The 25,671-nt window shown below is 72.3% G+C and carries 24 protein-coding genes; 11 read left to right on the top strand and 13 right to left on the bottom strand.

Annotated elements, in window-relative coordinates:
* Positions 1 to 242: 242 nt before the first annotated feature.
* Positions 243 to 1,289 carry a zinc-dependent dehydrogenase gene (locus tag DAI17_RS19625; RefSeq protein WP_107774927.1) on the bottom strand — a complete coding sequence of 349 codons (1,047 nt, stop codon included), beginning with the start codon at positions 1,287 to 1,289 and terminating at the stop codon, positions 243 to 245.
* Between the two features lie 195 nt (positions 1,290 to 1,484).
* Between DAI17_RS19625 and DAI17_RS19620 the strand changes: the two genes are divergently transcribed.
* Complete coding sequence (locus DAI17_RS19620; protein ID WP_107774926.1) at positions 1,485 to 3,473, top strand: PTS mannitol transporter subunit IICBA; 1,989 nt, start codon at positions 1,485 to 1,487, stop codon at positions 3,471 to 3,473.
* A gap of 64 nt (positions 3,474 to 3,537) precedes the next feature.
* Here DAI17_RS19620 and DAI17_RS19615 read toward each other — a convergent pair whose 3' ends face one another.
* Positions 3,538 to 4,596, bottom strand: coding sequence for a helix-turn-helix transcriptional regulator (locus DAI17_RS19615; RefSeq protein WP_159081657.1), 1,059 nt, complete (start codon positions 4,594 to 4,596; stop codon positions 3,538 to 3,540).
* Positions 4,597 to 4,723: 127 nt separating this feature from the next.
* Between DAI17_RS19615 and DAI17_RS19610 the strand changes: the two genes are divergently transcribed.
* Positions 4,724 to 5,293 carry a nuclear transport factor 2 family protein gene (locus tag DAI17_RS19610; protein ID WP_107774924.1) on the top strand — a complete coding sequence of 190 codons (570 nt, stop codon included), beginning with the start codon at positions 4,724 to 4,726 and terminating at the stop codon, positions 5,291 to 5,293.
* A 10-nt stretch (positions 5,294 to 5,303) separates the two neighbouring features.
* Entirely contained in the window at positions 5,304 to 5,462 is a 159-nt protein-coding gene (locus DAI17_RS21105; RefSeq protein ID WP_159081656.1) for a hypothetical protein, read from the top strand.
* On the opposite strand, the gene DAI17_RS19605 is transcribed toward DAI17_RS21105, so the two are convergent.
* The gene (locus tag DAI17_RS19605; protein WP_234412617.1) at positions 5,437 to 7,566 is read right to left on the bottom strand and encodes a molybdopterin-dependent oxidoreductase; all 2,130 of its coding nucleotides are present in this window, start codon (positions 7,564 to 7,566) and stop codon (positions 5,437 to 5,439) included. The two genes, DAI17_RS21105 and DAI17_RS19605, sit on opposite strands and share 26 nt — an antisense overlap.
* Positions 7,567 to 7,645: 79 nt before the next feature.
* Here DAI17_RS19605 and DAI17_RS19600 point away from each other — a divergent pair, with 79 nt between their 5' ends.
* The 6 genes from DAI17_RS19600 (at position 7,646) to DAI17_RS19575 (ending at position 13,513) form a co-directional block, all read left to right on the top strand.
* On the top strand, positions 7,646 to 7,972 hold the full coding sequence (locus DAI17_RS19600) for a PadR family transcriptional regulator (RefSeq protein ID WP_199905223.1): 327 nt from the start codon (positions 7,646 to 7,648) through the stop codon (positions 7,970 to 7,972).
* The gene (locus DAI17_RS19595; RefSeq protein ID WP_107774922.1) at positions 7,969 to 8,778 is read left to right on the top strand and encodes a hypothetical protein; all 810 of its coding nucleotides are present in this window, start codon (positions 7,969 to 7,971) and stop codon (positions 8,776 to 8,778) included. The genes DAI17_RS19600 and DAI17_RS19595 overlap by 4 nt, the downstream gene beginning before the upstream one ends.
* A gap of 119 nt (positions 8,779 to 8,897) precedes the next feature.
* Positions 8,898 to 9,161, top strand: coding sequence for a DUF6458 family protein (locus tag DAI17_RS19590; RefSeq protein WP_107774921.1), 264 nt, complete (start codon positions 8,898 to 8,900; stop codon positions 9,159 to 9,161).
* A gap of 183 nt (positions 9,162 to 9,344) precedes the next feature.
* Positions 9,345 to 9,620 (top strand): 30S ribosomal protein S15, encoded by a 276-nt coding sequence (gene rpsO, locus DAI17_RS19585; protein ID WP_107774920.1) that lies wholly within the window; start codon positions 9,345 to 9,347, stop codon positions 9,618 to 9,620.
* 278 nt (positions 9,621 to 9,898) lie between these two features.
* Positions 9,899 to 12,130 (top strand): polyribonucleotide nucleotidyltransferase, encoded by a 2,232-nt coding sequence (locus DAI17_RS19580; RefSeq protein ID WP_199905222.1) that lies wholly within the window; start codon positions 9,899 to 9,901, stop codon positions 12,128 to 12,130.
* 78 nt (positions 12,131 to 12,208) lie between these two features.
* Entirely contained in the window at positions 12,209 to 13,513 is a 1,305-nt protein-coding gene (locus DAI17_RS19575; RefSeq protein ID WP_234412616.1) for a M16 family metallopeptidase, read from the top strand.
* Between the two features lie 10 nt (positions 13,514 to 13,523).
* On the opposite strand, the gene DAI17_RS19570 is transcribed toward DAI17_RS19575, so the two are convergent.
* On the bottom strand, positions 13,524 to 14,039 hold the full coding sequence (locus DAI17_RS19570) for a class I SAM-dependent methyltransferase (protein WP_107774918.1): 516 nt from the start codon (positions 14,037 to 14,039) through the stop codon (positions 13,524 to 13,526).
* An 89-nt stretch (positions 14,040 to 14,128) separates the two neighbouring features.
* Here DAI17_RS19570 and dapB point away from each other — a divergent pair, with 89 nt between their 5' ends.
* Positions 14,129 to 14,875, top strand: a complete 747-nt coding sequence (gene dapB / locus DAI17_RS19565; RefSeq protein ID WP_199905226.1) for a 4-hydroxy-tetrahydrodipicolinate reductase — start codon at positions 14,129 to 14,131, stop codon at positions 14,873 to 14,875.
* 69 nt (positions 14,876 to 14,944) lie between these two features.
* Here the strand turns inward: dapB and DAI17_RS19560 are convergent, their stop codons facing one another.
* From DAI17_RS19560 to DAI17_RS19535, 6 genes are read right to left on the bottom strand one after another with little or no spacing between them, the layout of a single operon-like run.
* The gene (locus DAI17_RS19560) at positions 14,945 to 16,717 is read right to left on the bottom strand and encodes an L-lactate permease (protein ID WP_107774917.1); all 1,773 of its coding nucleotides are present in this window, start codon (positions 16,715 to 16,717) and stop codon (positions 14,945 to 14,947) included.
* A 30-nt stretch (positions 16,718 to 16,747) separates the two neighbouring features.
* A complete protein-coding gene (gene glcF / locus DAI17_RS19555) occupies positions 16,748 to 18,148 on the bottom strand; it encodes a glycolate oxidase subunit GlcF (protein ID WP_234412615.1) in 1,401 nt (466 codons plus the stop codon).
* Positions 18,148 to 19,404 (bottom strand): FAD-binding oxidoreductase, encoded by a 1,257-nt coding sequence (locus tag DAI17_RS19550; protein WP_107774916.1) that lies wholly within the window; start codon positions 19,402 to 19,404, stop codon positions 18,148 to 18,150. The genes glcF and DAI17_RS19550 overlap by 1 nt, the downstream gene beginning before the upstream one ends.
* Positions 19,404 to 20,885, bottom strand: a complete 1,482-nt coding sequence (locus tag DAI17_RS19545; RefSeq protein ID WP_107774950.1) for an FAD-linked oxidase C-terminal domain-containing protein — start codon at positions 20,883 to 20,885, stop codon at positions 19,404 to 19,406. Before DAI17_RS19545 ends, DAI17_RS19550 begins: the two co-directional genes overlap by 1 nt.
* Positions 20,886 to 20,893: 8 nt before the next feature.
* A complete protein-coding gene (locus DAI17_RS19540) occupies positions 20,894 to 21,325 on the bottom strand; it encodes a GlcG/HbpS family heme-binding protein (protein ID WP_107774915.1) in 432 nt (143 codons plus the stop codon).
* Complete coding sequence (locus DAI17_RS19535; protein WP_107774914.1) at positions 21,322 to 23,514, bottom strand: malate synthase G; 2,193 nt, start codon at positions 23,512 to 23,514, stop codon at positions 21,322 to 21,324. The genes DAI17_RS19540 and DAI17_RS19535 overlap by 4 nt, the downstream gene beginning before the upstream one ends.
* A gap of 146 nt (positions 23,515 to 23,660) precedes the next feature.
* Here DAI17_RS19535 and DAI17_RS19530 point away from each other — a divergent pair, with 146 nt between their 5' ends.
* Positions 23,661 to 24,428 (top strand): IclR family transcriptional regulator, encoded by a 768-nt coding sequence (locus DAI17_RS19530; RefSeq protein WP_107774913.1) that lies wholly within the window; start codon positions 23,661 to 23,663, stop codon positions 24,426 to 24,428.
* 3 nt (positions 24,429 to 24,431) lie between these two features.
* On the opposite strand, the gene DAI17_RS19525 is transcribed toward DAI17_RS19530, so the two are convergent.
* Genes DAI17_RS19525 through DAI17_RS19515 form a run of 3 tightly spaced genes read right to left on the bottom strand, consistent with a single transcriptional unit; the run spans position 24,432 to position 25,656 of the window.
* The gene (locus tag DAI17_RS19525; RefSeq protein WP_107774912.1) at positions 24,432 to 24,728 is read right to left on the bottom strand and encodes an AzlD domain-containing protein; all 297 of its coding nucleotides are present in this window, start codon (positions 24,726 to 24,728) and stop codon (positions 24,432 to 24,434) included.
* Entirely contained in the window at positions 24,728 to 25,420 is a 693-nt protein-coding gene (locus DAI17_RS19520) for an AzlC family ABC transporter permease (protein ID WP_107774949.1), read from the bottom strand. Before DAI17_RS19520 ends, DAI17_RS19525 begins: the two co-directional genes overlap by 1 nt.
* A 23-nt stretch (positions 25,421 to 25,443) precedes the next feature.
* Complete coding sequence (locus tag DAI17_RS19515) at positions 25,444 to 25,656, bottom strand: hypothetical protein (RefSeq protein WP_107774911.1); 213 nt, start codon at positions 25,654 to 25,656, stop codon at positions 25,444 to 25,446.
* Positions 25,657 to 25,671 lie beyond the last annotated feature (15 nt).

Below are 25,671 nucleotides of genomic sequence, written 5' to 3'. Positions count from 1 at the left end.
GTCCTGCCCGGCTCACGCGCGACGCCCGGCCAGCGGTGAGCAGGCCACCTTCCCGAGCCCCGGGAAGGTGGCCCGGTCACCTGTTGGAGGCGTGTCTCCGGGGACACACCGGGGTGGAGGTGGCTGAGCCACGGTCCGGGTGGTGGGGACGGTGGCTGGCTCACCGCTCGCCGGAAGCGCCGTACGACGAACGACCCGCCCCTCGCGTGGAGGGACGGGTCGTGATCGGTCGACGCGTGGGACTAGGGCTCGACGGTGACCTTGATGGCCTCACCCTTGGCGACGATGTCGAAGACGCTCATCACGTCGTCGAGGGCGACGTGCCGGGTGATCAGGTCCTTGACCGGGACCTGGCCGGTGGAGATGTACTCCAGCGCGCGCTTGTTGTGGTCGGGGGAGGAGCCGTTGGCGCCGTGGACGTGAAGCTGGCGGTAGTGGATGAGGTTGGAGTCGGCCTTGATGAACGGGTCGGTCTTGGGCAACCCGCCGAAGAAGGAGATCCGGCCCTGGCGGGCGGCCATCGAGATGGCCTGCTCCTGGGTGATGTTGGCGGGGGTGGCGGTGATGATGACGTCGGCGCCCCGGCCGCCGGTCAGCTCCATGACCTTCTCCACCACGTCGACCTCGGCGGCGTTGATGACGTGGTCGGGCTGGACGGCGTCGGCCGACATCTTCAGGCGCTCGTCGTTGATGTCGACGAGGACGACCGTGCCGACCTTGTGGACGCCGCGGGCGATGCGGATGTGCATGCAGCCGATCGGGCCGGCGCCGAAGACGACGGTGAAGTCGCCCTCCTCGATGCCGAGCTGCTCCTGGGCGTTGATGGCGCAGGCGAAGGGCTCCGCGGCCGACGCCTCGTCGTACCCCACGTTGTCCGGGATGCGGTTGAGACCGTCGACCTTGAGGACCTGGGCCGGGACGATCATGTACTCCGCGAACCCGCCGTCGTACTGGTAGCCGACCGAGGTCTGGTTCTGGCAGACCTCCATCCAGCCCTTCGAGCACTCGTGGCAGTCACCGCACGGGACCGCGGCGATGCACTGCACGCGGTCGCCGACCACGAAGCCGCCGAGCGCGTCGGCCCCGACCTCGACGACCTCGCCGGCCACCTCGTGGCCCAGGGTCGTCTCGCGGGTGATGTTGACGTGCCCGTTCTTCTTGATCTTGACGTCGGTGCCGCAGGTCGAGCAGTTCTTGACCTTGATCTTCACCTCGTCGGGCCCGCACTCGGGCTCGGGCACGTCCTCGAGCCGGACGTCCTCGGGGGCGTAGAAGCGCAGTGCCTTCATGGTCGGGTCCTCCAAGTGCGGTGACGGGGTGGTTGCCGGTTCACCGTAGCGTCGAGAACGGGGGTAAATCCACATCAATGAGCACCCATTTTTGCCCGAATGCTTGGCAACGTGCCCGATTATGGGTTTACTGGTGGCCTGCCTGTGACCGGGGTCACCCCCGGGCGGCACCCGTCATCACCTCCGGAGGAAGCAATGGCCACACAGACGACACCGCGCCCCGGCGCGCGGGTCCACGTGCAGAAGTTCGGAACGTTCCTGTCCAACATGATCATGCCCAACATCCCGGCACTGATCGCCTGGGGCTTGCTCACGGCCCTGTTCATCGACGTGGGCTGGTGGCCCAACGCCGACCTGGCCACCATGGTCGGGCCGTCCATCCACTACCTCCTGCCAATCCTGATCGCCGCCACCGGCGGCCGGATGGTGTACGGCGACCGCGGCGCCGTCGTGGGTGCCTTCGCCGTCATGGGCGCGATCGCGGGATCGGACTTCCTGGTCGCCGAGTTCAACGCGGCCGAGCTCGCCGACTGGGTCGCCGCCGGCAACCCCGAGGGCGAGTTCTCGCCGCTCGGCGAGGTGCACATGTTCATCGGCGCCATGATCCTCGGCCCGCTGGCGGCCTGGGTGATGAAGCGGCTCGACGCGATCTGGGACGGCAAGGTGCGGGCGGGCTTCGAGATGCTCGTCAACATGTTCTCGGCGGGCTTCGTGGCCTTCCTGATGGCGCTCGTGGGCTTCTGGGTGGTCGCGCCGATCGTCAACGAGATCATGGAGGTCCTAGGCAACGGCGTGGAGGCGCTGGTCGACAACAACCTGCTGCCGCTCACCTCGCTGGTGATCGAGCCGGCCAAGGTCGTCTTCCTCAACAACGCCATCAACCACGGCGTGCTCACGCCGCTGGGCCTGACCGAGGCGGCGGAGACCGGCAAGTCGGTCCTCTTCCTGCTCGAGGCCAACCCCGGCCCCGGCCTCGGCCTGCTGCTGGCCTACTCGGTCTTCGGCAAGGGCGTGGCCAAGGCCACGGCCCCGGGCGCCGCGATCATCCAGTTCTTCGGCGGCATCCACGAGATCTACTTCCCCTACGTGCTGATGAAGCCCAAGCTGATCGTGGCGATGATCGCCGGCGGCATGACCGGTGTGGCCATCAACGTCGCCTTCGACGTGGGCCTGCGGGCCCCCGCGGCGCCCGGCTCGATCTTCGCGGTCTACGCGCAGACCGCCTCGGGCTCGTTCGTGGGCGTGACCCTCGGGGTGTTCGGTGCGGCGGCGGTGTCGTTCACGGTGGCGTCGCTGCTGCTGAAGATGGATCGTGCCGACGACGAGGGCGACCTCGCGGCCGCGACCGCGCAGATGGAGGCCAACAAGGGCAAGAAGTCCTCGGTCAGCGGCATGCTGACGGCCCCCGGGGCTGCCGCCAACGGCTCGATCCACTCCATCGTCTTCGCCTGCGACGCGGGCATGGGCTCCTCCGCGATGGGTGCCTCGGTGCTGCGCAAGAAGATCCAGGCCGCCGGCCACGCCGACGTCACGGTCGTCAACAAGGCGATCTCCAACCTCGAGGACGACTTCGACCTGGTGGTCAGCCACCAGGACCTCACCGACCGAGCTCGCCAGAAAACGCCGTCGGCCATGCACGTGGCGGTCGACAACTTCATGGGCTCGCCGCGCTACGACGAGATCGTCGAGCTGCTCGACCGCACCAACCGGGGCGGCGGCGCGCCGGTGGCGGAGGACGTGTCGGAGGGCCCGGCCGGGGTCCTCGAGGACGGCTCGATCGTGCTCCGGGGCAGCGCCACGACGCGGGACGAGGCGATCACGGAGGCGGGCCGGCTGCTCGTCGCGAGCGGCGCCGTCGAGCCGTCGTACGTCGACTCGATGCACGAGCGGGAGACCTCGGTCTCGACCCACATGGGCAACGGGCTGGCGATCCCGCACGGCACCAACGAGGCGAAGTCGGCGATCAACCGCTCGGCGATCACCTTCGTCCGCTACCCCGACGGCATCGACTGGAACGGCAAGCCGGCCGAGTTCGTGATCGGCATCGCCGGTGCGGGTGACGACCACCTGGCGCTGCTGCAGAAGATCGCCGGGGTGTTCACCGACGAGGCCCAGGTGGAGCGGCTGCGGTCGGCCGGATCGGCCGCGGAGGTGCGGCAGGTGCTGGAGGGCATCAAGGTCTGAGGCGGCGCCCGGTGCGTACGACGCCCGGCCGGGTGGTCCACCCGGCCGGGCGTCGTCGTGCGTGCTAGTGCGAGGTGGCGGTGAGGGCGGCCACGAGCTCGGTGCGGCTGTGCACGCCGAGCTTGGCGAAGATCGACTTGAGGTGGTCCTGCAGCGTGTAGCGCGAGATGTGCAGGCGGCGGGTGACGTCCTCGGTGCCGAGGCCCGCCAGCAGCAGCGCCGCCACCTCGCGCTCCCTGCGCGTCAGCCCTCGCGCCCGGCACACCAGGTCGGAGGTCTCGCCGGGTGAGCCCGCCCGCACGGTGACGGCCACCTGGGACGCGCCGTCGCCCTCGAGGGGGGCCGCCTCGATCCTGATCCAGGTCCCGTCGCCGGCCGGCAGCATCGCGTGCGCCCGGTCGACGTCCCCGCCCCGCGCGAGGGTCGCGACGGGATAGACGACGGCGTGCAGCATCCCCCAGTGGGCGAACATCGCGGCACCGGGCATGGCCGCCGTCCAAGCGCGCGCCGCGGCGGTCTGGCTGACGAGGCCCAGGTCCGCGTCGAGCACCAGCACCCCCGGCGGCGGCACCGTCGCGGAGCCCTCCGCCGCAGGTCGGACGGTCACCCGCCGCCGCAGGGCCGTGCCCAGCGCCGGCCCCAGCAGTCCGAGCAGCTCGACGTCGACGTCGGCGAACGCGTGGTCCGAGCGGTCGCGGTAGAGCTCGACCCACCCCCAGCACCCGAAGGAGTCGCGGCAGGCGACCGCGGCGACGTCGCCGATGCCCACCGGGCCGAGCACCTCCTCCCAGCGTGGCGACCGCGCCAGGTCGCCCCCCGTGTCGGTCCTGAGGGAGCCCGACGAGGTGCGGCGTCGGGCGATCGCGGCCTTGGTCCCCACGTCGTGGCCGGAGTACTCGAGCTCGAGCGCACGGGGGAGGCTCGGGCCGTAGTCGTGGTCCGCCATGCCGTTGCCGGGCACCAGGGTGTCGGGGTCGGCGAGCGACCAGCACCACCGGTCGAAGCCGATGGCCCGTCGGAGCTCGACGACGGCCTCGCGCTGGAGCGACTCGTCGTCCGCGGCCGAGCCGGCGAGCGCGTGGATCCGCTCGCGGCAGCGCTCCCGACCACGGTAGGTCGCCATCACCTGATGGTAGGTCAATCCCAGCCGGTTGGGATGGCCGCTCGGTGGCGACGCCCGCACGCTTGACGAGGGGGCCGGCGACCGCGTCGGGCCGGCCCGGACGGCTGGACGGCGCGAGGAGGACGCCATGGCGGGGACGCACGGGGGACGTGGGGTGACCGGCCGTGCCGACGGCGTCGGTCACCCCACGCAGCGGCGCCGTCTCCTGGTCGGGGCGGGCGTCGCGGTCGTGCTCGCCGTGGGCCTGGCGACGTACTGGCAGGGGACCGGGGTCGGCACCACCGACCCCTCGCGAGCCGCGCAGCAGGTCGAGCACCTCGAGCGGCAGCGGCTCGTCGCGCTGGTCGACGCGGACATGGACGTCGTCGAGCGGTTGCACGCGGACGACTTCGAGCTCGTGCCGCCCCCGGGGGTCCCGCTGGAGCGCGACGAGCTGATCGCCATGGTTGCCTCGGGCGAGCTGGACTTCCACGAGCTCGAACCACGCTCGGACATCGAGGTCCGGGTCGCCGGCTCCTCGGCGGTCGTGTGGTACCGGTCCGTCATCGAGGTCGACGTCGTGAACCACGGCCGGCTCGCCCACGACGCCTGGCACCTGTTCCTGTACGAGAAGCGGCACGGACGGTGGCAGGTCGTCCGCGAGCAGACCACGGCCGTCGGCGGTTTTCCGCCGACGCCGGCCGCCGGCACCGGGTGAGGAAGAACCGATGAGTGGCGGGTCCGACCTGCTCGGGTCCGACCGGCTGTTCGAGATCGGCGGCGCCGCGACGGGCGTCGTCCTGGGTCCGCTCGTCGTCGTGCTCGTGGGCCGGCACCTGGGGCGGGCGGCCCGTGCAGGCGCTAGCGGGGGAGCGCCTCGACGGTGACCGGTACGCCGCTCAGTGCTGCGTTGCCCGAGACGTCGAGGCGCTCGGGGTCGGTCAGGTCGTTGATCGACACGCCGGGCACGCGGGCGGCGCCCAGCATCCCCGGGTTGCGCGCGTGGCCGTAGCCGTGCGGGAGGCTGACCACCCCGCGCATCACGTCCTCGGTCGCCGCCACCTCGACCTCGACGCTGCCGACGCGCGACGTCACCCGCACGGTCGCGCCGTCGTCGATCGACCGGGCGGCCAGGTCGGCGGGGTGCATGAGCAGGTGGTGGCGCGGTCGGCCGCGGGTGAGCCGCGGCACGTTGTGCAGCCACGCGTTGCAGTCCTGCTGGTGCCGGCGGCCGATCAGCAGCAGCTCGCCCTCGGTCGGCGGGACGGCCTCCGCGAGCCGGGCCAGGTCGTCGATGACCAGCTGCGGCGCGAGGTCGATGCGCCGGTCCCGCGTCCGGAGGCGCTCGGGGAGCAAGCCGGGCCGCAGCGGCCCGAGGTCGATCCCGGCGGGGTTGGCCCGGAGCCGGCGCAGCGTGACGCCGGTGCGCCCCGTGGCCAGCAGCCCCTGGACGAGCCGTGTCGGGCTGGTGCGCATCCGGGCCTGCAGCGTGAGACGTCGCCAGCGTGACGGCTTGCGGTCGAGCCGCGAGACCGTGCGGAGGGCGATCTCGCGGTAGATCTGCCAGTCGTGCCTCGTCCCCGGGCCGGCCGGCAGGACCGCGGGCGTGAACCGGGCGGTGTTGCGGACCGCCAGCGCGTGGAAGACCAGGTCGTAGTGGTCGCGCTCGAGCGCGGTCGTCGGCGGCAGCACCACGTCGGCGTGCCGCGTCGTCTCGTTGAGGTAGATGTCGACCGAGGCCATGAAGTCGAGACCGGACAGCGCCTCGTCGAGGCGGGCCCCGTCGGGGGTCGAGAGGACCGGGTTGCCCGACAGGGTGAGCATCGTCCTGACCTGCCCCTGCCCCGGCGTCTCGATCTCCTCGCGCAGCGCCGAGACCGGCAGCTCGCCGGCGGTCTCCGGGAGGCCCCGCACCCGCGAGCGCCAGGCCCCGTGGTGGCCGCGGCCGATGATGCCGCGCCCCACCACGTCGATCGCCGGGCTGGTGAACATGGCGCCGCCCTCGCGGTCGAGGTTGCCGGTGAGGACGTTGAGCAGGGTGACCGCCCACTGGCACACGGTGCCGAACTCGTGGGTGGACACGCCGACGCGGCCGTAGGCCACGCCGCTCTCCGCGGCGGCGAGCTCGCGCGCGAGGCGTCGTACCTCCTCGGCCGGCAGGCCGCTCATGGCCTCCGCACGCTCCGGGGTGAACGGACCGACCGCCGCCGCCACGGCGTCCAGCCCGTCGGCGTACGACGGCGCGCTGGCGACGCCGTCGTCGAGGAGCACGTGCACCATCGCGAGCAGCACCCAGGCGTCGCTCCCGGGGCGTACGAAGTGGTGCTCGGTCGCGATCCGCGCGGTCTCGGTCCGCCGCGGGTCGAGGACGACGACCCGACCGCCCCGGCGCTTGAGCTCGCGGACCCGGCGGGGGAAGTCGGGCACGGTCATCAGCGAGCCGTTGGACGCCATCGGGTTGGCCCCGACGACGAGGAAGTGGTCGGTGCGGTCGATGTCGGGGACCGGCAGCAGCAGCTGGTGGCCGAACACCAGGTGGGCGAGCAGCTGGTGGGGGAGCTGGTCCACGGACGTGGCGCTGTAGGTGTTGCGGCTGCGGAGCGCCTTGACCAGCGCGGTCCCGTGGGTCATCGACCCCAGGCTGTGCACGTTGGGGTTGCCCAGGTAGATCCCGACCGCGTCGCGCCCGTGCTCGTTGATGGTCGCGGCGAGCTCGTCGGCCACGAGGTCGAAGGCCTCGTCCCACCCGATCTCGGTCCAGGTGCCGGTGGCGCGGTCGCGCCGGACGGGCCGGCGGAGCCGGTCCGGGTCGGCGTGCACGTCGGCGATCGCCACCCCCTTGGGGCAGATGTGACCGCGGGAGAGCGGGTCGTCCGGGTTGCCGCGCACCGCCGTGACGGCCCCGCGCTCGAGGGTGATCTCGAGGCCGCAGATCGCTTCGCACAGGTTGCAGACGCCGAGCTTGGTGGTCCGGTCGGTCGGAGTGGGCACCGACGGATCCTTGCACGGCGAATCGCCGACGGACCGGCGGTTGCTGCGGTAGTGCGCATTCCGCACTAGTGTGCGTCGCATGGACAGCACACAGCTCCTCAAGGGGGTGCTCGACCTCGCGGTGCTCGCGGTGGTCGACGACGAGGACGGCTACGGGTACGACGTCGTCCGGCGGCTGCGCGCCGCGGGGCTTGACGAGGTGGGGGACGCCTCGGTCTACGGCACGCTGCGCCGGCTCTACGCCGCGGGGGCGCTGACGTCGTACGTCGTGCCGTCCGAGAGCGGGCCGCACCGCAAGTACTACGGCATCACCCCCGCCGGTCGCGACCAGCTCAAGACCCAGCGCGACGACTGGGCCCACTTCTCCACCACCGTCACCGACCTGCTCCAGGGGGCCACCGCATGAGCACCACCTCGACCACCAGTCCCGACGTCGAGCGCTTCGTCACCGACGTGCGGGCGCACTTCGCCGACCTCGACGCCGACGAGCGCGAGGAGCTGCTGGGCGGCCTCGAGGCCGACACGGCCGACCTGGTCGCCGAGCGGGGGACGCAGGCGCTGGGCGACCCCGCGACGTACGCCGCCGAGCTGCGTGCCGCCGCCGGCCTCCCGCCGGCCGCCCCGCCGCCCCGGCGGCCGCGGGCCGTGGGGGCGAGCGTCGACCGCTGGTTCGACGGAGCCCGGCGACGCTGGGACGCCGTCGCCACCGGCCTCCCCGGCGACCCCTGGGGCTTCGCGCAGGCGCTGCGCCCTGCCTGGTGGTTGCTGCGTGCCTACGTGGCCGTCCAGCTGGTCGACCTGGTGCTGGGCAACGGGTCTCGCGGGCTGGGTCTGGACGTGCTCCCTTCGCTGCGCGGGTACGGCGCGCCGGTCCTGCTCGTGGCCGTCGTCGTCAGCGTCCAGATCGGCCGGGGACGGCTGTGGCCGGGACGCGGTGGGGCCGCGGCCCGCGTGCTGCTGCTCGTGCTCAACCTCGTCGCCGTGGCCCTCACGCCGGTGGTCGCGACCAGCCTGATCTCCCACGAGGCGGCAGTCCGGGAGGCCGCCTGGTATGCGCCGTCGGCGTGGGTGGACCCCGGGATCATCACCTACCAGGGCCGCCGGATCTGCACCCTGCGGGTGGTGGACAAGGAGGTTCGGCGGGTGGAGGGACTGCGCGTGCTGGACGTGGACGCCGGGGTGCTGCTGCCGATGAACACGCCGGGCTGCTGAGTGCCACCCCTGCGGGTGGGCGAGACCGCGCGGCGCCGCGTCCCGCGTCACGGTCCGGTCGGATCTTCGTTAGGTTCCACGAGCACCTCACCATCCCCCCAACCACCTGGAGACATCCCATGGGTTACGGACTCGGCGTCTTCCTCCTGGCGCTCGGCCTCATCCTGGCCTTCGCCGTGCAGGACATGATCAGCGCGGTCGACCTCACGATGGTCGGCTACATCCTGTGCCTGGCCGGCCTGCTGGTCATCGCGATCACCGCCGTCCAGACGAACACGCGCCGCCGCCACACGACGGTCGCGACCACCACCGACCACGAGGGTCGCCAGGCCACGACGGAGAAGCGGACCGAGTCCGACCCGCCGGCGCCGCCGGCGGTCTGAACCGCTCGTCCTACCGGCAGCCGCGAGCCCGGGTCCCATCGTTTTGGGGCCCGGGCTCCGCCGTTGCTAACCTCGTCCGGTTGCCCACCCACGGTGGGACCTGCCGTCATGACGGCCGCGGATCCAGAGAGCTCCGGGCATCCTGCCCCGGGCGCCGCGCAACGAGACCGGAAGGAGCCCCGCATGTCGATCGGTACCGACGCGGAGACCAAGAAGAAGATCATCGCCGAGTACGCCACGACCGAGGGCGACACCGGTTCGCCCGAGGTGCAGGTCGCGCTGCTGAGCTACCGCATCAGCCACCTCACCGAGCACCTCAAGCAGCACAAGCACGACCACCACAGCCGTCGTGGCCTGCTGCTGCTCGTCGGCCAGCGCCGTCGTCTGCTCAACTACCTGCAGAAGACCGACATCGAGCGCTACCGCTCGATCGTCGAGCGCCTCGGCCTGCGTCGCTGACCACACCAGGAGCGGTTCCCCGTGACGGGGAGCCGCTCCTGCTGGTTCGGGGGCCGTTCCGTTAGGCTCGACCTCGGCCCTCGCGGGCCACCCGACAACTCAACTCAACACACCACCAGGAGTGGCCCGGAACGTCGGATCGGTCCTCGGTAGTGGCTCCCGGACACCTCGCGGACACCCGCGGCCCGTGGGCCTCGATCGAAGACCGGCCAACATGCTCGATCGACGAGCTGTTCGGGCGTTCCGCGGCTAGCTCCGCGAAGAGAAAGGGAACCCCTTTGAACGAGGGCCCCATCATTTCTGCTGTCGAGACCGTTCTGGACAACGGCAAGTTCGGACAGCGCACCGTCAAGTTCGAGACCGGCCTGCTGGCCCGCCAGGCGGCCGGCTCGGTCACGGCCTACCTGGACGACGAGACCATGCTGCTCTCGGCGACCACCGCCGGCAAGACGCCGAAGGACCACTTCGACTTCTTCCCGCTCACGATCGACGTCGAGGAGCGGATGTACGCCGTGGGCCAGATCCCCGGCTCCTTCTTCCGGTCCGAGGGCCGCCCGGGCGAGGACGCGATCCTCACCTGCCGCCTCATCGACCGCCCGCTGCGCCCGACCTTCAAGAAGGGCCTGCGCAACGAGGTCCAGGTCGTCATCACCGTCATGGCGCTCGACCCGAACATGCCCTACGACGTGCTGGCCATCAACGCCGCGTCGCTGTCGACCCAGCTCTCCGGCCTGCCGTTCTCCGGCCCGGTCGGTGGCGTCCGGGTGGCGCTCATCGAGGGCCAGTGGGTCGCGTTCCCGACGCACTCGCAGCTCGAGGACGCGGTCTTCGACATGGTCGTCGCCGGTCGCGTCACCGACACCGGTGACGTCGCCATCATGATGGTCGAGGCCGAGGCCACCGAGGAGACCATCGCGCTCGTGCAGGGCGGCGCCCAGGCGCCGACCGAGGAGGTCGTGGCCGGCGGCCTCGACGCCGCGAAGCCCTTCATCAAGCAGCTCGTCGAGGCCCAGGCCGAGCTGGCCCGCGAGTCGGCCAAGCCGGTGCAGGACTTCCCGGTCTTCCTCGACTACGAGGACGACGTCTACGCCGCCGTCGAGGCGGCCGCCAAGGACGACACCGCCGCCGCGATGACCATCGGCGACAAGCAGGAGCGCGAGCTCAAGGTCGACGAGATCAAGGGCGCCCTGCTCGACAAGCTCGCCGGCCAGTTCGAGGGCCGCGAGAAGGAGATCGGCGCGGCGTTCCGCTCGCTCAACAAGTCGCTGGTCCGCGAGCGCGTGCTGCGCGACAAGGTCCGCATCGACGGTCGCGGCCTCGCCGACATCCGTCCGCTGCACGCCGAGGTCGGTGTCATCCCGCGGGTGCACGGCTCGTCGCTCTTCGAGCGTGGCGAGACCCAGATCCTGGGCGTCACCACCCTCGACATGCTCAAGATGGAGCAGCAGCTCGACACGCTCTCCCCGGAGAAGCACCGCCGTTACATGCACAAGTACGTCTTCCCGCCGTTCTCCACCGGCGAGACCGGTCGCGTGGGCTCGCCCAAGCGCCGCGAGGTCGGCCACGGCGCGCTCGCGCGTCGCGCGCTGCTGCCCGTGCTGCCCAGCCGCGAGGAGTTCCCCTACGCCATCCGCCAGCTCTCCGAGGCCATGGGCTCCAACGGCTCGACCTCGATGGGCTCGGTCTGCGCGTCGACCCTCTCGCTGCTCCAGGCCGGCGTGCCCCTCAAGGCGCCCGTCGCGGGCATCGCGATGGGCCTCATCTCCGGCGAGGTCGACGGCGAGACGCAGTACGTCGCGCTGACCGACATCCTCGGCGCCGAGGACGCCTTCGGCGACATGGACTTCAAGGTCGCCGGCACCCGGGAGTTCGTCACCGCGCTGCAGCTCGACACCAAGCTCGACGGCATCCCGGCCGAGGTCCTCGCCGCGGCGCTGACCCAGGCCCGCGACGCCCGTCTGGCGATCCTCGACGTCATGGGCGAGGCCATCGACACCCCCGAGGAGATGTCGGTCCACGCCCCGCGGATCATCACGATCAAGGTGCCCGTCGACAAGATCGGCGAGGTCATCGGCCCCAAGGGCAAGATCATCAACCAGATCCAGGACGACACGGGCGCGACCCTGTCGATCGAGGACGACGGCACGGTCTACATCGGCGCGACCAACGGCGAGGCTGCCGAGGCGGCCAAGAACGCCGTCAACGCGATCGCCAACCCGACCATGCCCGAGGTCGGTGAGCGCTACCTCGGCACCGTCGTCAAGACGACCAACTTCGGCGCCTTCGTCTCGCTCATGCCCGGCAAGGACGGCCTGCTGCACATCAGCAAGCTGCGTGCCCTCGCCGGCGGCAAGCGCGTCGAGGCCGTCGAGGACGTCCTCTCGGTGGGCCAGAAGGTCCAGGTCGAGATCGGCGAGATCGACGACCGCGGCAAGCTCTCGCTCGTCCCCGTGGTGGAGGAGTCCTCCTCCGACGCCGAGGCGTCCGACGAGGCCACCGACTCCGAGTGACCTGAGCACCACCCGCGACCGGCCGGCAGCCACCTGCCGGCCGGTCGCGGCATTTCTCCCTGTGAAAGGCAACCCCTCGTGCAGAAGCCCGGCACCACCCGCACCCTTCAGACGGTCAAGGACGCCGACGGCCAGGTGACCTCCCGCGTCCGGCGCACCGTCCTGCCCAGCGGGCTGCGCATCGTCACCGAGCAGATGGCCGGGGCCCGGTCCGCCTCGATCGGGGTCTGGGTCGGCGTCGGCTCGCGCGACGAGACGCCCGCCCTGCACGGCTGCTCGCACTTCCTCGAGCACCTCCTCTTCAAGGGCACCCGGGAGCGCACCGCCCTCGACATCTCGGTGGCCCTCGACGCGGTGGGCGGCGAGTTCAACGCCTTCACCGCCAAGGAGTACACCTGCTTCCACGCGCGTGTCCTCGACGACGACCTGCCCATGGCCATCGACGTGCTGGGCGACATGATCACCGACTCGCTGATCAGCACCGCCGACGTCGAGGCCGAGCGCGACGTGATCCTCGACGAGATCGCCATGCACGACGACGACCCCGACGACGTCGTCCACAACCTCTTCGCCCACCAGGCGTGGGGCGACACCCCGCTCGGCCGGCCGATCGCCGGCACCCACGACTCGATCACGGCGATGTCGCGCGACCAGGTCCACCGCTTCTACCGACGGCACTACCGGCCCGGGCGGATGGTCATCGCGGCGGCCGGCAGCGTCGACCACGCGAGCCTCGTACGGCAGGTCAAGAAGGCGTTCGCCCGCCAGGGCTTCCTGGACGGCGAGGGCGCCCCCGCGGCCGCACGGATCACCGACAAGGCGCGACCGGTCACCGCGGGCGAGTCCCGCACCACGCGGCCGTTCGAGCAGGTCAACATCGTCCTGGGCGCCAAGGGCATCACCCGCACCGACGAGCGCCGCTACGCCCTGGGCATCCTCAACACCGCCCTCGGCGGCGGTACGTCGTCGCGGCTGTTCCAGGAGGTCCGCGAGCACCGCGGGCTGGCCTACTCGGTCTACTCCTTCGCCAGCCATCACGCCGACGCCGGCCTCGTGGGCGTCTCGGTCGGCTGCCTGCCCGGCAAGGTCGACGACGTGCTCGCCACGGTCCGCGGCGAGCTGGCCAAGGTGGCCGCCGACGGCATCACCGCCGAGGAGCTCGAGCGCGGCAAGGGCCAGCTCCGCGGCGGGCTCGTGCTGGGCCTCGAGGACTCCAGCTCCCGGATGTCGCGGATCGGCAAGGTGGAGCTGATGCGCGACGAGCTGCTCGCGATCGACCAGGTGATCGCGCGCATCGACGCCGTCACCCTCGAGGAGGTCCGCGAGGTCGCGGCCGAGCTCTTCTCGCAGCCCGAGGTGCTCGCGGTCGTCGGCCCGCGCTGACCGCCGGGCGTCAGCGCTTGCCGATGATCCCGATGACCGCGGGCGCCTTCTGCTCCACGACCGAGACGCGGAAGCCGGCCCGGGTCAGGGCCTCGGAGGTCTTCTTGACGATGTTGGGCACCAGCTCGGAGCGGGCGGCCTCGTAGAAGAGGTAGACGGCGCCACCGGGGACCACGCGCTCGTGCAGCAGCGCCACCTCGTCGTCGCAGTTGCGCACCCAGAAGAGGTTGACGTTGAAGGCGAAGACCTTGGTGAGTCGCTTGACCGGCACGCGCAGGGTGGCCAGGTCGATCTGCCGCACGGTGAGACGACCGGCGTCGACGTACTTCTGGTTGCGGCGCTTGGTGCGGTCGACGCCGGACTCGGAGCGGTCGATGGCGAAGAGCTTCCCGGTCTCCAGCTTGCTGCAGATCAGCTCGGCCCCGGCACCGGGGCCGCACCCGATCTCGAGGACCTGGTCGTTGGGTTGGACGTCCATCAGCTCGACCGCCCAACGGATGCGCGGCGGGATCGTCTGCATCGGCATGGGTGACAGCCTGCCACTAGCAGGTTCACGAGTCAGCCACCGCCACTCACCGGACGGGGATCGACGCTAGGTTGGGGCCCGTGAGCGAGCTGTTGGCGGTCGGTGTCCTGGGTGCGCGCGGCAAGGTCGGCGCGGAGGTCTGCACGGCGGTCCGGGAGGCCGCCGACATGGAGCTGGTCGCCGAGGTCGACGCCGGGGACGACGTCCGCGCCCTGGTCGAGTCCGGCGCGCAGGCGGTCGTCGACTTCACCCACCCCGACGTGGTCATGGACAACCTGCGCTTCTGCATCGAGCACGGCATCGACGCCGTCGTCGGCACCACCGGCTTCGACGATGCGCGGCTGCAGCAGCTGCGCGACTGGCTGGGCGCCGAGCCGCGCTCCGGCGTGCTCATCGCGCCCAACTTCTCCATCGGAGCGATCCTGATGATGCGCTTCGCCGCTCAAGCGGCGCCGTTCTTCGAGTCCGTCGAGGTCGTCGAGCTGCACCACCCCGACAAGGCCGACGCGCCGTCCGGGACCGCGCGGCGTACGGCGGAGCTCATCGCCGCTGCCCGGCGCGAGGCCGGCAGCGCGCCGATGCCCGACGCCACCTCGAGCGGTCTGGAGGGCGCCCGCGGCGCCGATGTCGAGGGGGTCCGCGTCCACGGGCTGCGCATCCGCGGCCTCGTCGCCCACCAGGAGGTCGTGCTGGGCGGGCTGGGGGAGACCCTCACCATCCGGCACGACTCGCTGCACCGGGCGTCCTTCACCCCCGGGGTGCTGACCGGGCTGCGCGCGATCGGCGACCGCCCCGGCCTCACCGTCGGTCTGGAGCACGTGCTCGACCTGGGCTGAGGCGACGCCCGAACGACGCGACGAGGGCCTGCACCCGATGGGTGCAGGCCCTCGTCGCGTGCGGGTCGGTCAGGGAACCATCCAGCTGAGCACGGCCGTGGACTGGAGGCCGACCAGGATGCACATCAGGAGCAGCAGGCCCAGGCTCCAGCCGATGACCTTGCGGAAGATGTCGCCCTCCCGACCGGCCATGCCGACGGCGGCCGCCGCGATGGCGAGGTTCTGCGGGCTGACCATCTTGCCCAGCACGCCGCCCGAGGTGTTGGCCGCGGCCATCAGCACCGGGTCGAGGCCCGCCCGGGCGGCGGTCTGCACCTGGAGGGCGCCGAACAGCGCGTTGGCGGAGGTGTCCGAGCCGGTCACGGCCACGCCCAGCCACCCCAGGATCGGCGACAGCAGCGCGAAGGCGGCGCCCGTGCCGGCCAGCCAGGCGCCCAGCGAGCCGGTCTGGCCGGACAGGTTCATCACGTAGGCCAGCGCCAGCACCGCCATGACCGTGATGATCGCGGACTTCAGCTCGACGTAGGTGCGGCCGTAGGTGCGCAGGCCGTCGGCCGGGCTCACCTTGAGGATCAGCATGGTGATGATGCCGGCCAGGATCATCAGGGTGCCCGCGGCGGGCAGCCAGTTGAACGCGAACGTCGTCGTCGCCACCGGCTCGCCGGCGGGGTTGAGGACCTCGAGGCCGGGCCAGGAGAAGGAGTAGGTGTACGGCTCGTCGGCGAAGAACTCCTTGATCGCCGGGATGTTGACGATGGAGAAGATCGCGATGATGACGCCGTACGGCGCGTAGGCCTTGACGACCTCCGAGGTGCTGTCGTGCACCGGGGTGTCGTCCGAGGCGGAGCCGGCGCCGGCTCCGGAGCCCGAGCCGGGGGTCGCGGCGCGGCCCGTCGAGGAGGTCACCGACGTGGAGACGCCGTGCGGCTGGCGACGGCCGGAGGCGGAGCTCCCGGCACGCTCGAGCTCGTCCTCCTCGGCGCCGGCCCGCTCGGCGGTGAGCACCTCGGACGGCGTCCACACGCGCAGCAGGAGCACGACGGCGGCAGCGGCCACGAGGGCGGCGACGATGTCGGCGAGCGGCACGGAGATGTAGTTGGCGGCGACGAACTGGGCGAGGCCGAAGGCCGCGCCACAGACGAGGGCGGGCAGCCAGGTCTGGCGCACGCCGCGACGGCCGTCGACCACGAGGACCAGCACCAGCGGGACGATGACGGCCAGGATCGGCGTCTGCCGGCCGACCATGGCGCCGAGGGTCTCGACGGTCAGCCGGGGGTCGTCGCTGGCTCCGGAGGACACGGCGGCGAGGGTGACGATGGGGGTGGCCAGCGCGCCGAACGCGACGGGGGCGGTGTTGGCGATCAGGGCGACCACCGCGGCCTTGATCGGGCGGAACCCGAGCGCCATCAGCATCACCACGGTGATGGCCACCGGGGTGCCGAAGCCGGCCAGCGCCTCGAGCAGCGCGCCGAAGCAGAAGGCGATGATCATCGCCTGGATCCGCTGGTCAGGGCTGACCTTCTCGAACGACCGCCGCAGCACGTCGAAGTGACCGGAGGCGACGGTGAGGTTGTAGACCCAGATCGCGTTGATCACGATCCACAGGATCGGGAAGAACCCGAACGCGGCGCCCTCGGTGCCGGCGAGGAGCGCCTGGCCGACGGGCATGCCGAAGAGGACGACCGCGACGGCCAGGGAGACGCCGAGGGAGATCAGGCCGGCGACCCACGCCTTCATGCGCAGGCCACCGAGGAGCACGAACAGGGTCAGGAGGGGAAGGGTCGCGCACAGGGCGGAGAGGGCCAGCGAGTCGCCGACCGGTGAGAGGTTCTGCTGGAACACGGGGTCTCCCGAGTGGTGAGGGGGATGGGGTCAGGCAGTCGTGAACGTGGTCGCCGGCACCCCCCGGATGGACGCGTCGAGCACCTCGATCGTGTGGGCCATGCCCATCGGCTGCCCGCCCTGGGCAGTGGTCAGACGCTCGATCGCCGAGGTCACCTGCATCAGGCACCCGGGGTTGGCGGTGACCAGCACCTGGGCGCCGGTGGAGACGATGTTCTGCGCCTTGCGGTCCCCGAGCTCGCGCGCGGGCTCGGGGTTGGTGATGTTGTAGATGCCGGCCGACCCGCAGCAGAGGTCGCCCTCGGGGATCTCCCGCAGGTGGAGGCCGGGGATCGCCTCGAGGAGCCGACGGGGCTCCGCACGCACGCCCTGGGCGTGCGCGAGGTGGCAGGCGTCGTGGTAGGCGATGGTCATCTCGAGCGGGTGGCGGGGTGCCACCGGACCGAGCTCGTCGAGGATCTCGGAGATGTCGCGGACCTTGCCGGCGAACTCCCGCGCCCGCTCGGCGTACGCCGGGTCGTCGGCGAGCAGCTCGGCGTACTCCTTCATCGACGAGCCGCACCCGGCCGCGTTGACGACCACGCGCTCGACACCCGAGGACTCGAAGGCGTCGACGAGTGCCCGGGCGTAGCCGCGCGCCTCCTCCTCGCGGCCGTTGTGCACCGACAGGGCGCCGCAGCAGCCCTGCGCTCGCGGGACGACGACGTCGCAGCCCTCGGCGCGCAGCACCCGCGCGGTGGCGGAGTTGACGCCGGGGAAGAACGCCCCCTGGACGCAGCCGGTGAGCAGCCCGACCGTCATCCGGCGGGTCCCGGTCGCCTCGATGCGCTCGGGCAGGGGCTCGGGACGGCCGAGCCGAGGCGCCAGGCTCTCCATGGCCGCCAGCTGGGGCGAGAGCCGGTCGAGCAAGCCGGTACGTCGCAGCGCCCGGTCGAGCCCGGTGGCCTGCATGGCGCGCAGCGGGCCGCGCAGCAGGCGGAGCCGGCGGGGGTGCGGGAAGAGGGCGAAGATGAGGCCGCGCAGCGCCTTGTCCTGCGGCGAGCGCTCGTGGCGGCGCTCGACCTGGGCGCGCGTCTGCTCGATGAGCGTGTCGTACTGCACGCCGGACGGGCACGCGGTCACGCAGGCCATGCAGCCCAGGCAGGCGTCGAAGTGGCCGACCATCGCGTCGGTCATCGGCTCGCCCTCCAGGCCCTCCTTCATCAGGTAGATGCGGCCGCGGGGCGAGTCCATCTCCTCGCCCCACAGCACATAGGTCGGGCAGGTCGGCAGGCAGAACCCGCAGTGCACGCAGTCGCCGATCAGGGCGGCGTCGGGCGGGTGGTGCTCGTCGAAGGCGCCGCCGGGTGCGGGCATGCCGAGGTCGACGGGCTCGACGACGCCGCCCATCTCACCCAGGGTGCCGTCGGTGTCGTGCTCGGTCGTGCTCATCAGATGCCTCCCACGAAGCGTCCCGGCGACAGCCGGTGGTCGGGATCGAACTGGTCCTTGACGCGGCGCATCAGCTCGAGCGCGGGGACGGGTCCCCACACGTCGATGGCCGCCTTGACGGCGGCGGGCGCGTCGACGACGACGGCGGTGCCGCCGTTGCTCGCGCAGGCCTGCCGCAGCCGGTCGAGCGCCGCGCGCACGTCGTCGACCGGGGTGTCGGGCGGCAGCGCGCCGTAGAGGACGCCGGAGCCCGCGGACCCGCGCACGGCGACGCCGGACCGGTCGGCCGCCGCGAGGATGTCGGCGACGCCGGACAGCACGCAGGTCAGCTTGAGCGCGGTGCTGCGACGGTCGCCGGTGGCCGTGACGTCCCAGGGGTACGCCGCACCGTCGGCCGGCTCGTCCCCGGTCTCGGTCGCGGCAGGTCCGAGCAGGCCACGGACCGCCTCGACCCGGCCGGCGACGCCGTCGGCGCGGCCCTCCACGAGGACGCTGAGCGAGCCGGCGCCGTGCGCCCAGTCGACCTCCACGGCCGCCGGGACGACCTGCGAGTGCACGACCTCCTGCGCGAGGGCGAGGGCCTGGGCGGGGGAGTCGACCGCGACGACGACCCAGCGGTGGGCCGCGGGGACCGGGTGGAGCCGGAAGGTGGCGTCGGTGATCACGCCGAGGGTCCCACCGGAGCCGATCAGCAGCTTGCCGAGGTCGTAGCCCGCCACGTTCTTGACCACCCGGCCGCCGGCCTTGGCGACGACGCCGTCCGCGCGCACCATCGTGATCCCGATCAGCAGGTCGCGGGCCGTGCCGGTGGCGGTGCGGCGGGGACCGCTGGTGTTGGCGCCGAGCACCCCGCCGACCGTCGACCCGGGGACGGTCTCGTCGAGGGCCAGGCGCTGCCCGCCCTCGCCCGCCGTCCGCTGCACGTCGGCGACCGGCGCACCGGCCTGGGCGGCCAGGATGAGGTCACCCGCCGCGTGGTCCAGGACCTTGTCGAGGCCGGAGAGGTCGAGCAGCACGTCGACGCTGCGGGGAGGCGTGCCCCAGGACAGCTTGGTGCCGCGGCCGCGCGGCACCACCGAGAGCCCGTGCGCGGCGCAGGCCCGCATCACCTCGGCGACCTGGTCGGTGTCGGCGGGACGGGCCACGAGGCCCGACGGCACGCCGTCGACGGCGTCGGCCTCCTGGGGGTCGTCGACGTGGGCGCAGGCCGAGGCCACGGCCTCGCGCGCGGTGCTGTCGAGGGTGTGCGTCGTCATCAGAAGACCTCCGCGAGGCCGGCCTGCTGCAGGGGGTGCGCGCCCTTGTGTCGTCCGGGCACCTCCCCGCAGAGCCGGGGGGTGGGGAACACCTTGCCGGGGTTGGAGATGTTCTGGGGGTCGAAGGCGCACCGCACCAGCTGCATGGTGTCGAGGTCCTCGTCGGTGTACATGCGCGGCATGTACTTCGACTTGTCCATGCCGACGCCGTGCTCGCCGGTGATCGAGCCGCCGTGCTCGATGCAGAGGTCGAGGATCGCGCCGCTGACGCGCTCGGCCGCCTCGCCCGCGCCCTCGACCGCGTCGTCGAACAGGACCAGGGGGTGGAGGTTGCCGTCGCCCGCGTGGAACACGTTGGCCACCCGCACGCCCGAGGAGCCGGAGAGCTCGGCGATCGCGCTGAGCACCTCCGGCAGCGCGGTGCGAGGGATGACCCCGTCCTGCACGATGTAGTCGGGGCTGATCCGGCCCACCGCCGCGAAGGCGGACTTGCGGCCCTTCCAGATGAGGGCCCGCTCGGCCGGGTCGGTGGCCAGGCGCTGCTCGAAGGCGCCGTGGTCGTCGCACAACCGCTGGACCTCGGCGTACTCCTCCTCGACCTCGACCGCGGCCCCGTCGAGCTCGATGACGAGCACGGCACCGGCGCCGTCGGGGTAGTTGCAGTGCACGGCCGCCTCGGCGGCCTCGATGGCCAGCGCGTCCATCATCTCGATCGCCGCGGGCACGATGCCGGCCGCGATGATCGCCGACGTGGCCGCACCCGCCTGGTCGGTGGAACCGAAGCCGACGAGGATCGTGCGCACCTCCTCCGGCAGTCGCACCAGTCGGACCGTGGTGGAGGTGACGATGCCCAGGGTGCCCTCGGAGCCGACCACCGCGCCCAGCAGGTCGTAGCCGGGGGAGTCGGGTGCCGCGCCGCCGAGGGTCACGACGTCGCCGTCCGGCGTCACGAAGTCGGCGCCGAGCACGTGGTTGGTGGTGAACCCGTACTTGAGGCAGTGGGCGCCGCCGGAGTTCTCCGCGACGTTGCCGCCGATCGAGCAGATCTGCTGGCTCGACGGGTCGGGCGCGTAGTAGTAGCCGTGGGGCGTCGCGGCGCGGGTGACGTCGAGGTTGATCACGCCGGGCTCGACGACCGCCCGCTGGTCCTCGCGACGTACCTCGCGGATGGCGCGCATCTGCGAGGTCACGATCAGCACGCCCTCGGCGTGCGGCAACGCCCCGCCGGAGAGCCCGGTGCCGGAGCCGCGGGCCACGAAGGGCACCGCGTGCTCCGCGCAGGCGCGGACGAGCCCGGCCAGCTGCGCGGCGTCCCGGGGGATGACCACCAGGGCGGGCGTCACGCGGTAGTGCGCGAGCCCGTCGCACTCGTAGGTGCGCAGCCGGGTCCGGTCGGTGATCACGCAGTCGTCCGGGAGCAGCCGGCGCGCGACGTCGGCGACGGCCTCGACGCGCGCACCGCTGTCAGATGGTGTGGCCATCATGTGCCTCAGTCGACCTGCGGCGTGAGCCCGGCAGCGGTGATCCCTGCGACCGCGGCGGCCTCGTCGTTGTCGGAGGTGTCCCCGGTGATGCCCACCGCGCCGACGAGGTCGCCACCGTCGTTGCGGACGAGGACGCCGCCCGGCACGGGCACGAGCGTCCCGCCGACTGCCGAGGTGACGGCCGCGACGAAGTAGGCCTGCTGCTCGGCGCGCCCCATGATCGAGCGCGACCCCATCCCGAGGGAGAGGGCGCCGTAGGCCTTGCCGAAGCCGATCTCGAAGCGCTTCATCGACGAGCCGTCCTCACGCTCGACGGCGACGACGTGGCCGCCGGCGTCGAGCACGACCACGGTCAGCGGCTTGAGGCCCGCCGAGCTCCCGTGGGCACGCGCCCCGGCGATGATCGTGCGGGCGGTCTCCAGGTCCAGGGTGGTCACGCGGGGGTCCTCTCTGCGGACGCCGTGAGGGCGGTCTTCCGGTGGGCACGGCGGAGGTGCAGGATCGGCTCGGTGTAGCCGCTGGGCTGCTCGAGCCCCTCGAGCACCAGGGCGCGGGCGGCGGCGAACGCGTCACCGTCGAAGTCCGGCGCCATGGGGACGTACGACGGGTCGCCGGCGTTCTGCCCGTCGACGACGGCGGCCATCCGGCGCAGCGTCTCGTCGACCTGCTCGCGGGTCACCACGCCGTGGTGGAGCCAGTTGGCGACGTGCTGCGCGGAGATCCGGCACGTGGCCCGGTCTTCCATGAGCGGCTCGCCGGTGATGTCGGGCACCTTGGAGCAGCCCACTCCGGCGTCGACCCAGCGGACGACGTACCCCAGGAGGCTCTGCAGGTTGTTCTCGATCTCGGCCGCCCGGTCCTCCTCGGACCAGTCGGCGGGGTCGCCGAGCGGCACCTGGAGCAGCTCGGTGCGGTCCCGCCGCCGCCCGCCCTCGCGCAGCTCCTCCTGCCGGGCGTGCACGTCGACCTGGTGGTAGTGCAGGGCGTGCACGGTGGCCGCCGTGGGGGAGGGCACCCAGGCGCAGCTGGCGCCGGCCTGCGGGTGCCCGATCTTGGCGTCGTACATGGCGGCGAGGCTGTCGGGCGCCGCCCACATGCCCTTGCCGATCTGGGCGCGTCCGAGCAGGCCGCACTCGAGCCCGATGTCGACGTTGAGGTCCTCGTAGGCCTTGATCCAGGTCTCGCCCTTCATGTCGTTCTTGCGCACGACGGGGCCGGCCAGCATCGAGGTGTGGATCTCGTCGCCGGTGCGGTCGAGGAAGCCGGTGTTGATGAAGACCACCCGCTCGCGGGCCTCGTTGATGCAGGCCTTGAGGTTGAGCGACGTACGCCGCTCCTCGTCCATGATCCCGACCTTGATGGTCAGGTGGGGCAGCCCGAGGAGCTCCTCGACGCGGCCGAACAGCTCGACCGCGAAGGCCACCTCGTCGGGGCCGTGCATCTTGGGCTTCACGACGTACATCGAGCCGGTGCGGGAGTTGGCCAGCGTCGACTGTCCGCGCACGTCCCGGAGGCTGCCGAGGGCGGTCATGATCGCGTCGAGGATGCCCTCGGGCACCTCGCGGCCGTCCCGGTCGAGCACGGAGTCGGTGGTCATCAGGTGCCCGACCTGGCGGATGAAGAGCAGCGAGCGCCCACGCAGCGTGACGTCCTCGCCCGCGGTCGTGGAGTAGGTGCGGTCGGGGTTCATCGACCGGGTGAAGGTCTTGCCGCCCTTGGTGACCTCCTCGGCGAGGGTGCCCTCGTTGAGGTGCAGCCAGTTGCGGTAGCCGAGCACCTTGTCCTCGGCGTCGACCGCGGCCACGGAGTCCTCGAGGTCCATGATCGTGGAGACCGCCGACTCGAGCAGGAGGTCCTTGACCCCGGCCTTGTCGGTCGAGCCGATCGCGTCCTGCGGGTCGACCTGGATCTCGACGTGCAGGCCGTGGTGCACCAGCAGCACGGCCTCGGGGGAGTCGGCGGCGCCGCGGAAGCCGACGAGCTGCGCCGGGTCGGCGAGCCGCACGACGTCGTCCTTGACGGTCACGGCCAGCCCCGTGTCGTCCACGGCGTACGACGTGGCGTCGCTGTGGGAGTCCGAGGCGAGGGGGAAGTGCTCGTCCAGGAACGCCCGGCCGCGGGCGATGACCTCGTCGCCGCGGGCCCTGTTGTAGCCGTCACCGGGGGCCAGCTCGCCCTCGCGGGGCACGACGTCGGTGCCGTAGAGGGCGTCGTAGAGCGAGCCCCACCGGGCGTTGACGGCGTTGGTCGCGAACCGCGCGTTGAGGAGCGGGACGACGAGCTGGGGACCGGCGATGGTGGCGATCTCGTCGTCGACGCCGGTGGTGGTGACGGCCACCTCGGCCGGCTCGTCGAGCAGGTAGCCGATCTCGCGGAGGAAGGCTTCGTAGGTCTCGGGGTCGGGCTTGCCGGGGTGCTCGCGGTGCCAGTTGTCGAGGCGCGACTGGAGGTCGTCGCGGCGCGCGAGGAGTTCGCGGTTGCGAGGCGCCAGGTCGTGCACGATCGCCGACGCCCCTTCCCAGAAGGCCTGGGAGTCGAGGCCCGTGCCGGGCAGGGCCTCCTCCTCGACGAAGCGGTGGAGGCTGGCGGCGACGCTGAGGCCGCCGGTCTGGACGCGGTCGGTCATGCCACTCCCTTGCGAGGGAACCCCGAGAGACCCTTGCTCCGAGATTCCGCATTGTGGAAACATTGGTGGTCGATAATGGAAACTATGGAGTGGGCGTCCGGTGTGTCAAGCGTCACCGGCCCGGACGCGTCACGAGGAGGAGTTCCATGGCACCACGGTCGGAGTCGTCGGGGGACACCCCTGGAGGGGTGCAGTCGGTGCACCGCGCGCTCGACGTCCTGGAGGTCGTCGCCGCGCGCGGCGGCACCCTCACGATCGGCGAGATCGCGGCCCTGACCGGGATCCCCCTGCCGACGGCCCACCGGCTGCTGCGCACGCTCGTCGACCGCGGCTACATGCGCCAGGCGCCCGACCGCCGCTACGCCCTCGGCTTCCGGCTCGTGCCGCTCGGCGCCTCCGCCTCCTCGATGGTGGGCGCCGGCACGGAGCGCGTGCTGGCCCGGGTGGTCGACGCCCTCGGCGAGACCGCCAACCTGGCCATGCTCGACGGCGACCGCGTCGCCTACGTCGCGCAGGTGCCCGGCAGGCACTCGATGCGGATGTTCACCGAGGTCGGACGGCGGGTGCACCCGCACTGCACGGCTGTGGGCAAGGCGGTCCTGTCGGTGGCGACCGAGGACGAGGTCCGGGCGTTGCTCGCCCGCACCGGGCTTCCCCGGCACACCTCCAGCACCATCACCGACGTCGAGGAGTTCCTCGCCCAGCTCGACGAGGTGCGTGAGCGCGGCTACGCCCTCGACGAGGGGGAGCAGGAGGTGGGTGTGCGGTGCCTCGCCGTACGCCTCCCGGGCAGTGCCGTGCAGATGGGGCTGTCGATCTCCGGGCCCGCTCCCCGGATGACCGACGAGCTGCTGGCCGAGGCCGTGCCGATCCTGCGCTCTGCCGCCCAGGACCTGGCCGCGACCATCGCCTGAGCGCTAGAGGAGGCGCAGCAGCGCCGCGGTCAGTGCGGCGCCGACCACCACCACGAGGAACGGCGCCCGCAGGAGCAGGGCGACGACGGCGAAGCCGAGGCCCGCGGTCCTGGCGTCCATGGTCAGCGTCCCGCCCTCCGACCACACCTGCACGGCGACCAGGGCCGCGAGGAGCGCGACGGGGATGAGGTCGGCCACCCGCGCGACGACGGGGTGGGCGAGCACCCGCGGGGGGAGGGAGAGCCCGGCGAGCTTGAGGGCGTAGCAGCCGAGGGCGGCCACCAGGATCGCTGTCCACATCAGGCCGCCGTCCTCCTGCCCGTGAGCAGCCCGGCCAGGAGGGCCACGCCCGCGGCGGCCAGGACAGGGACGCCGGCCGCCGTCAGCGGGACCAGGCCGAGCGCGACGGCTGCGGCCAGGACGGCCACGACCTGGTGCCGCCGGTCGGCCAGCCGCGGCCACAGCAGCGCCAGGAAGGCCGCGCCCACCGCCGCGTCGAGGCCGTAGGTGCGCGGGTCGCCGAGCGCCGTGCCCGCCAGCGCGCCGGCCAGGGTGGCGAGGTTCCACAGGACGAAGACCGCGATCCCGGTCGTCAGGAAGCCCAGCCGTGCCTCGGCCGTGGTCGGCCGGTTGACCGCCATCGCCGTCGACTCGTCGATGAGGACGTGCGCGGCGGCGGCGCGCCGCCAGCCGTGGAAGTCGAGCAGGTGCGCCATCCGCAGGCCGTAGAGGGCGTTGCGGCTGCCCAGCAGGATCGCGGTCAACGCCCCGCTGATCGGGGCCCCGCCCGCCGCGACGACCCCGACCAGGGCGAACTGGGATGCGCCGGTGAAGACCAGTAGCGACAGTGCGCAGGTCTGGAGGACGCTGAGGCCGGCCGCGACGGAAACCGCTCCGAAGCTGATGCCGTAGGCGCCGGTGGCGACCCCGACGGCCACGCCCTCGCCGAGGATCGTGCGGCGCTGCGCGGGTGGCAGGGACGCGTGGGGCATGCGTCCCAGCGTAGGGAGCCCGGTCAGCGGGGCCGGCGGCGCTCGCACTCCGTGGACATCCGCGGGCGACGGTGGAAGTCGTGCAGGAGGACGTACGCCGTGACGACGCCGGCGACCGTGCCGAGCACGATGCCCGGACCGAGCGTCACCGGGATGTGCGGCATGGCGCCGGACCAGGCGCCGAGGCCGATCCAGACGGCGACGGCTCCGGCCACGAGGACGATCTTGTGCAGCACGGGCAACGGACCGAA

Origin of the sequence: Nocardioides sediminis (assembly GCF_003047295.1) — a bacterium.
Taxonomy (GTDB): domain Bacteria; phylum Actinomycetota; class Actinomycetes; order Propionibacteriales; family Nocardioidaceae; genus Nocardioides; species Nocardioides sediminis.
This window is presented reverse-complemented; position numbering and strand designations above follow the sequence as displayed.

Bases quoted from the DNA above. Each gene is read 5' to 3' on its own strand.
- DAI17_RS19625 (WP_107774927.1), bottom strand. From the start codon at position 1,289: ATGAAGGCACTGCGCTTCTACGCCCCCGAGGACGTCCGGCTCGAGGAC.
- glcF (WP_234412615.1), bottom strand. From the start codon at position 18,148: ATGAGCACGACCGAGCACGACACCGACGGCACCCTGGGTGAGATGGGC.
- DAI17_RS19595 (WP_107774922.1), top strand. From the start codon at position 7,969: ATGAGCACCACCTCGACCACCAGTCCCGACGTCGAGCGCTTCGTCACC.
- DAI17_RS19545 (WP_107774950.1), bottom strand. From the start codon at position 20,885: ATGGCCACACCATCTGACAGCGGTGCGCGCGTCGAGGCCGTCGCCGAC.
- DAI17_RS19615 (WP_159081657.1), bottom strand. From the start codon at position 4,596: ATGGCGACCTACCGTGGTCGGGAGCGCTGCCGCGAGCGGATCCACGCG.
- DAI17_RS19530 (WP_107774913.1), top strand. From the start codon at position 23,661: ATGGCACCACGGTCGGAGTCGTCGGGGGACACCCCTGGAGGGGTGCAG.
- DAI17_RS19520 (WP_107774949.1), bottom strand. From the start codon at position 25,420: ATGCCCCACGCGTCCCTGCCACCCGCGCAGCGCCGCACGATCCTCGGC.
- DAI17_RS19525 (WP_107774912.1), bottom strand. From the start codon at position 24,728: ATGTGGACAGCGATCCTGGTGGCCGCCCTCGGCTGCTACGCCCTCAAG.
- DAI17_RS19590 (WP_107774921.1), top strand. From the start codon at position 8,898: ATGGGTTACGGACTCGGCGTCTTCCTCCTGGCGCTCGGCCTCATCCTG.
- DAI17_RS21105 (WP_159081656.1), top strand. From the start codon at position 5,304: ATGAGTGGCGGGTCCGACCTGCTCGGGTCCGACCGGCTGTTCGAGATC.
- DAI17_RS19550 (WP_107774916.1), bottom strand. From the start codon at position 19,404: ATGACGACGCACACCCTCGACAGCACCGCGCGCGAGGCCGTGGCCTCG.
- rpsO (WP_107774920.1), top strand. From the start codon at position 9,345: ATGTCGATCGGTACCGACGCGGAGACCAAGAAGAAGATCATCGCCGAG.
- DAI17_RS19620 (WP_107774926.1), top strand. From the start codon at position 1,485: ATGGCCACACAGACGACACCGCGCCCCGGCGCGCGGGTCCACGTGCAG.
- DAI17_RS19610 (WP_107774924.1), top strand. From the start codon at position 4,724: ATGGCGGGGACGCACGGGGGACGTGGGGTGACCGGCCGTGCCGACGGC.
- DAI17_RS19570 (WP_107774918.1), bottom strand. From the start codon at position 14,039: ATGCCGATGCAGACGATCCCGCCGCGCATCCGTTGGGCGGTCGAGCTG.
- DAI17_RS19600 (WP_199905223.1), top strand. From the start codon at position 7,646: ATGGACAGCACACAGCTCCTCAAGGGGGTGCTCGACCTCGCGGTGCTC.
- DAI17_RS19535 (WP_107774914.1), bottom strand. From the start codon at position 23,514: ATGACCGACCGCGTCCAGACCGGCGGCCTCAGCGTCGCCGCCAGCCTC.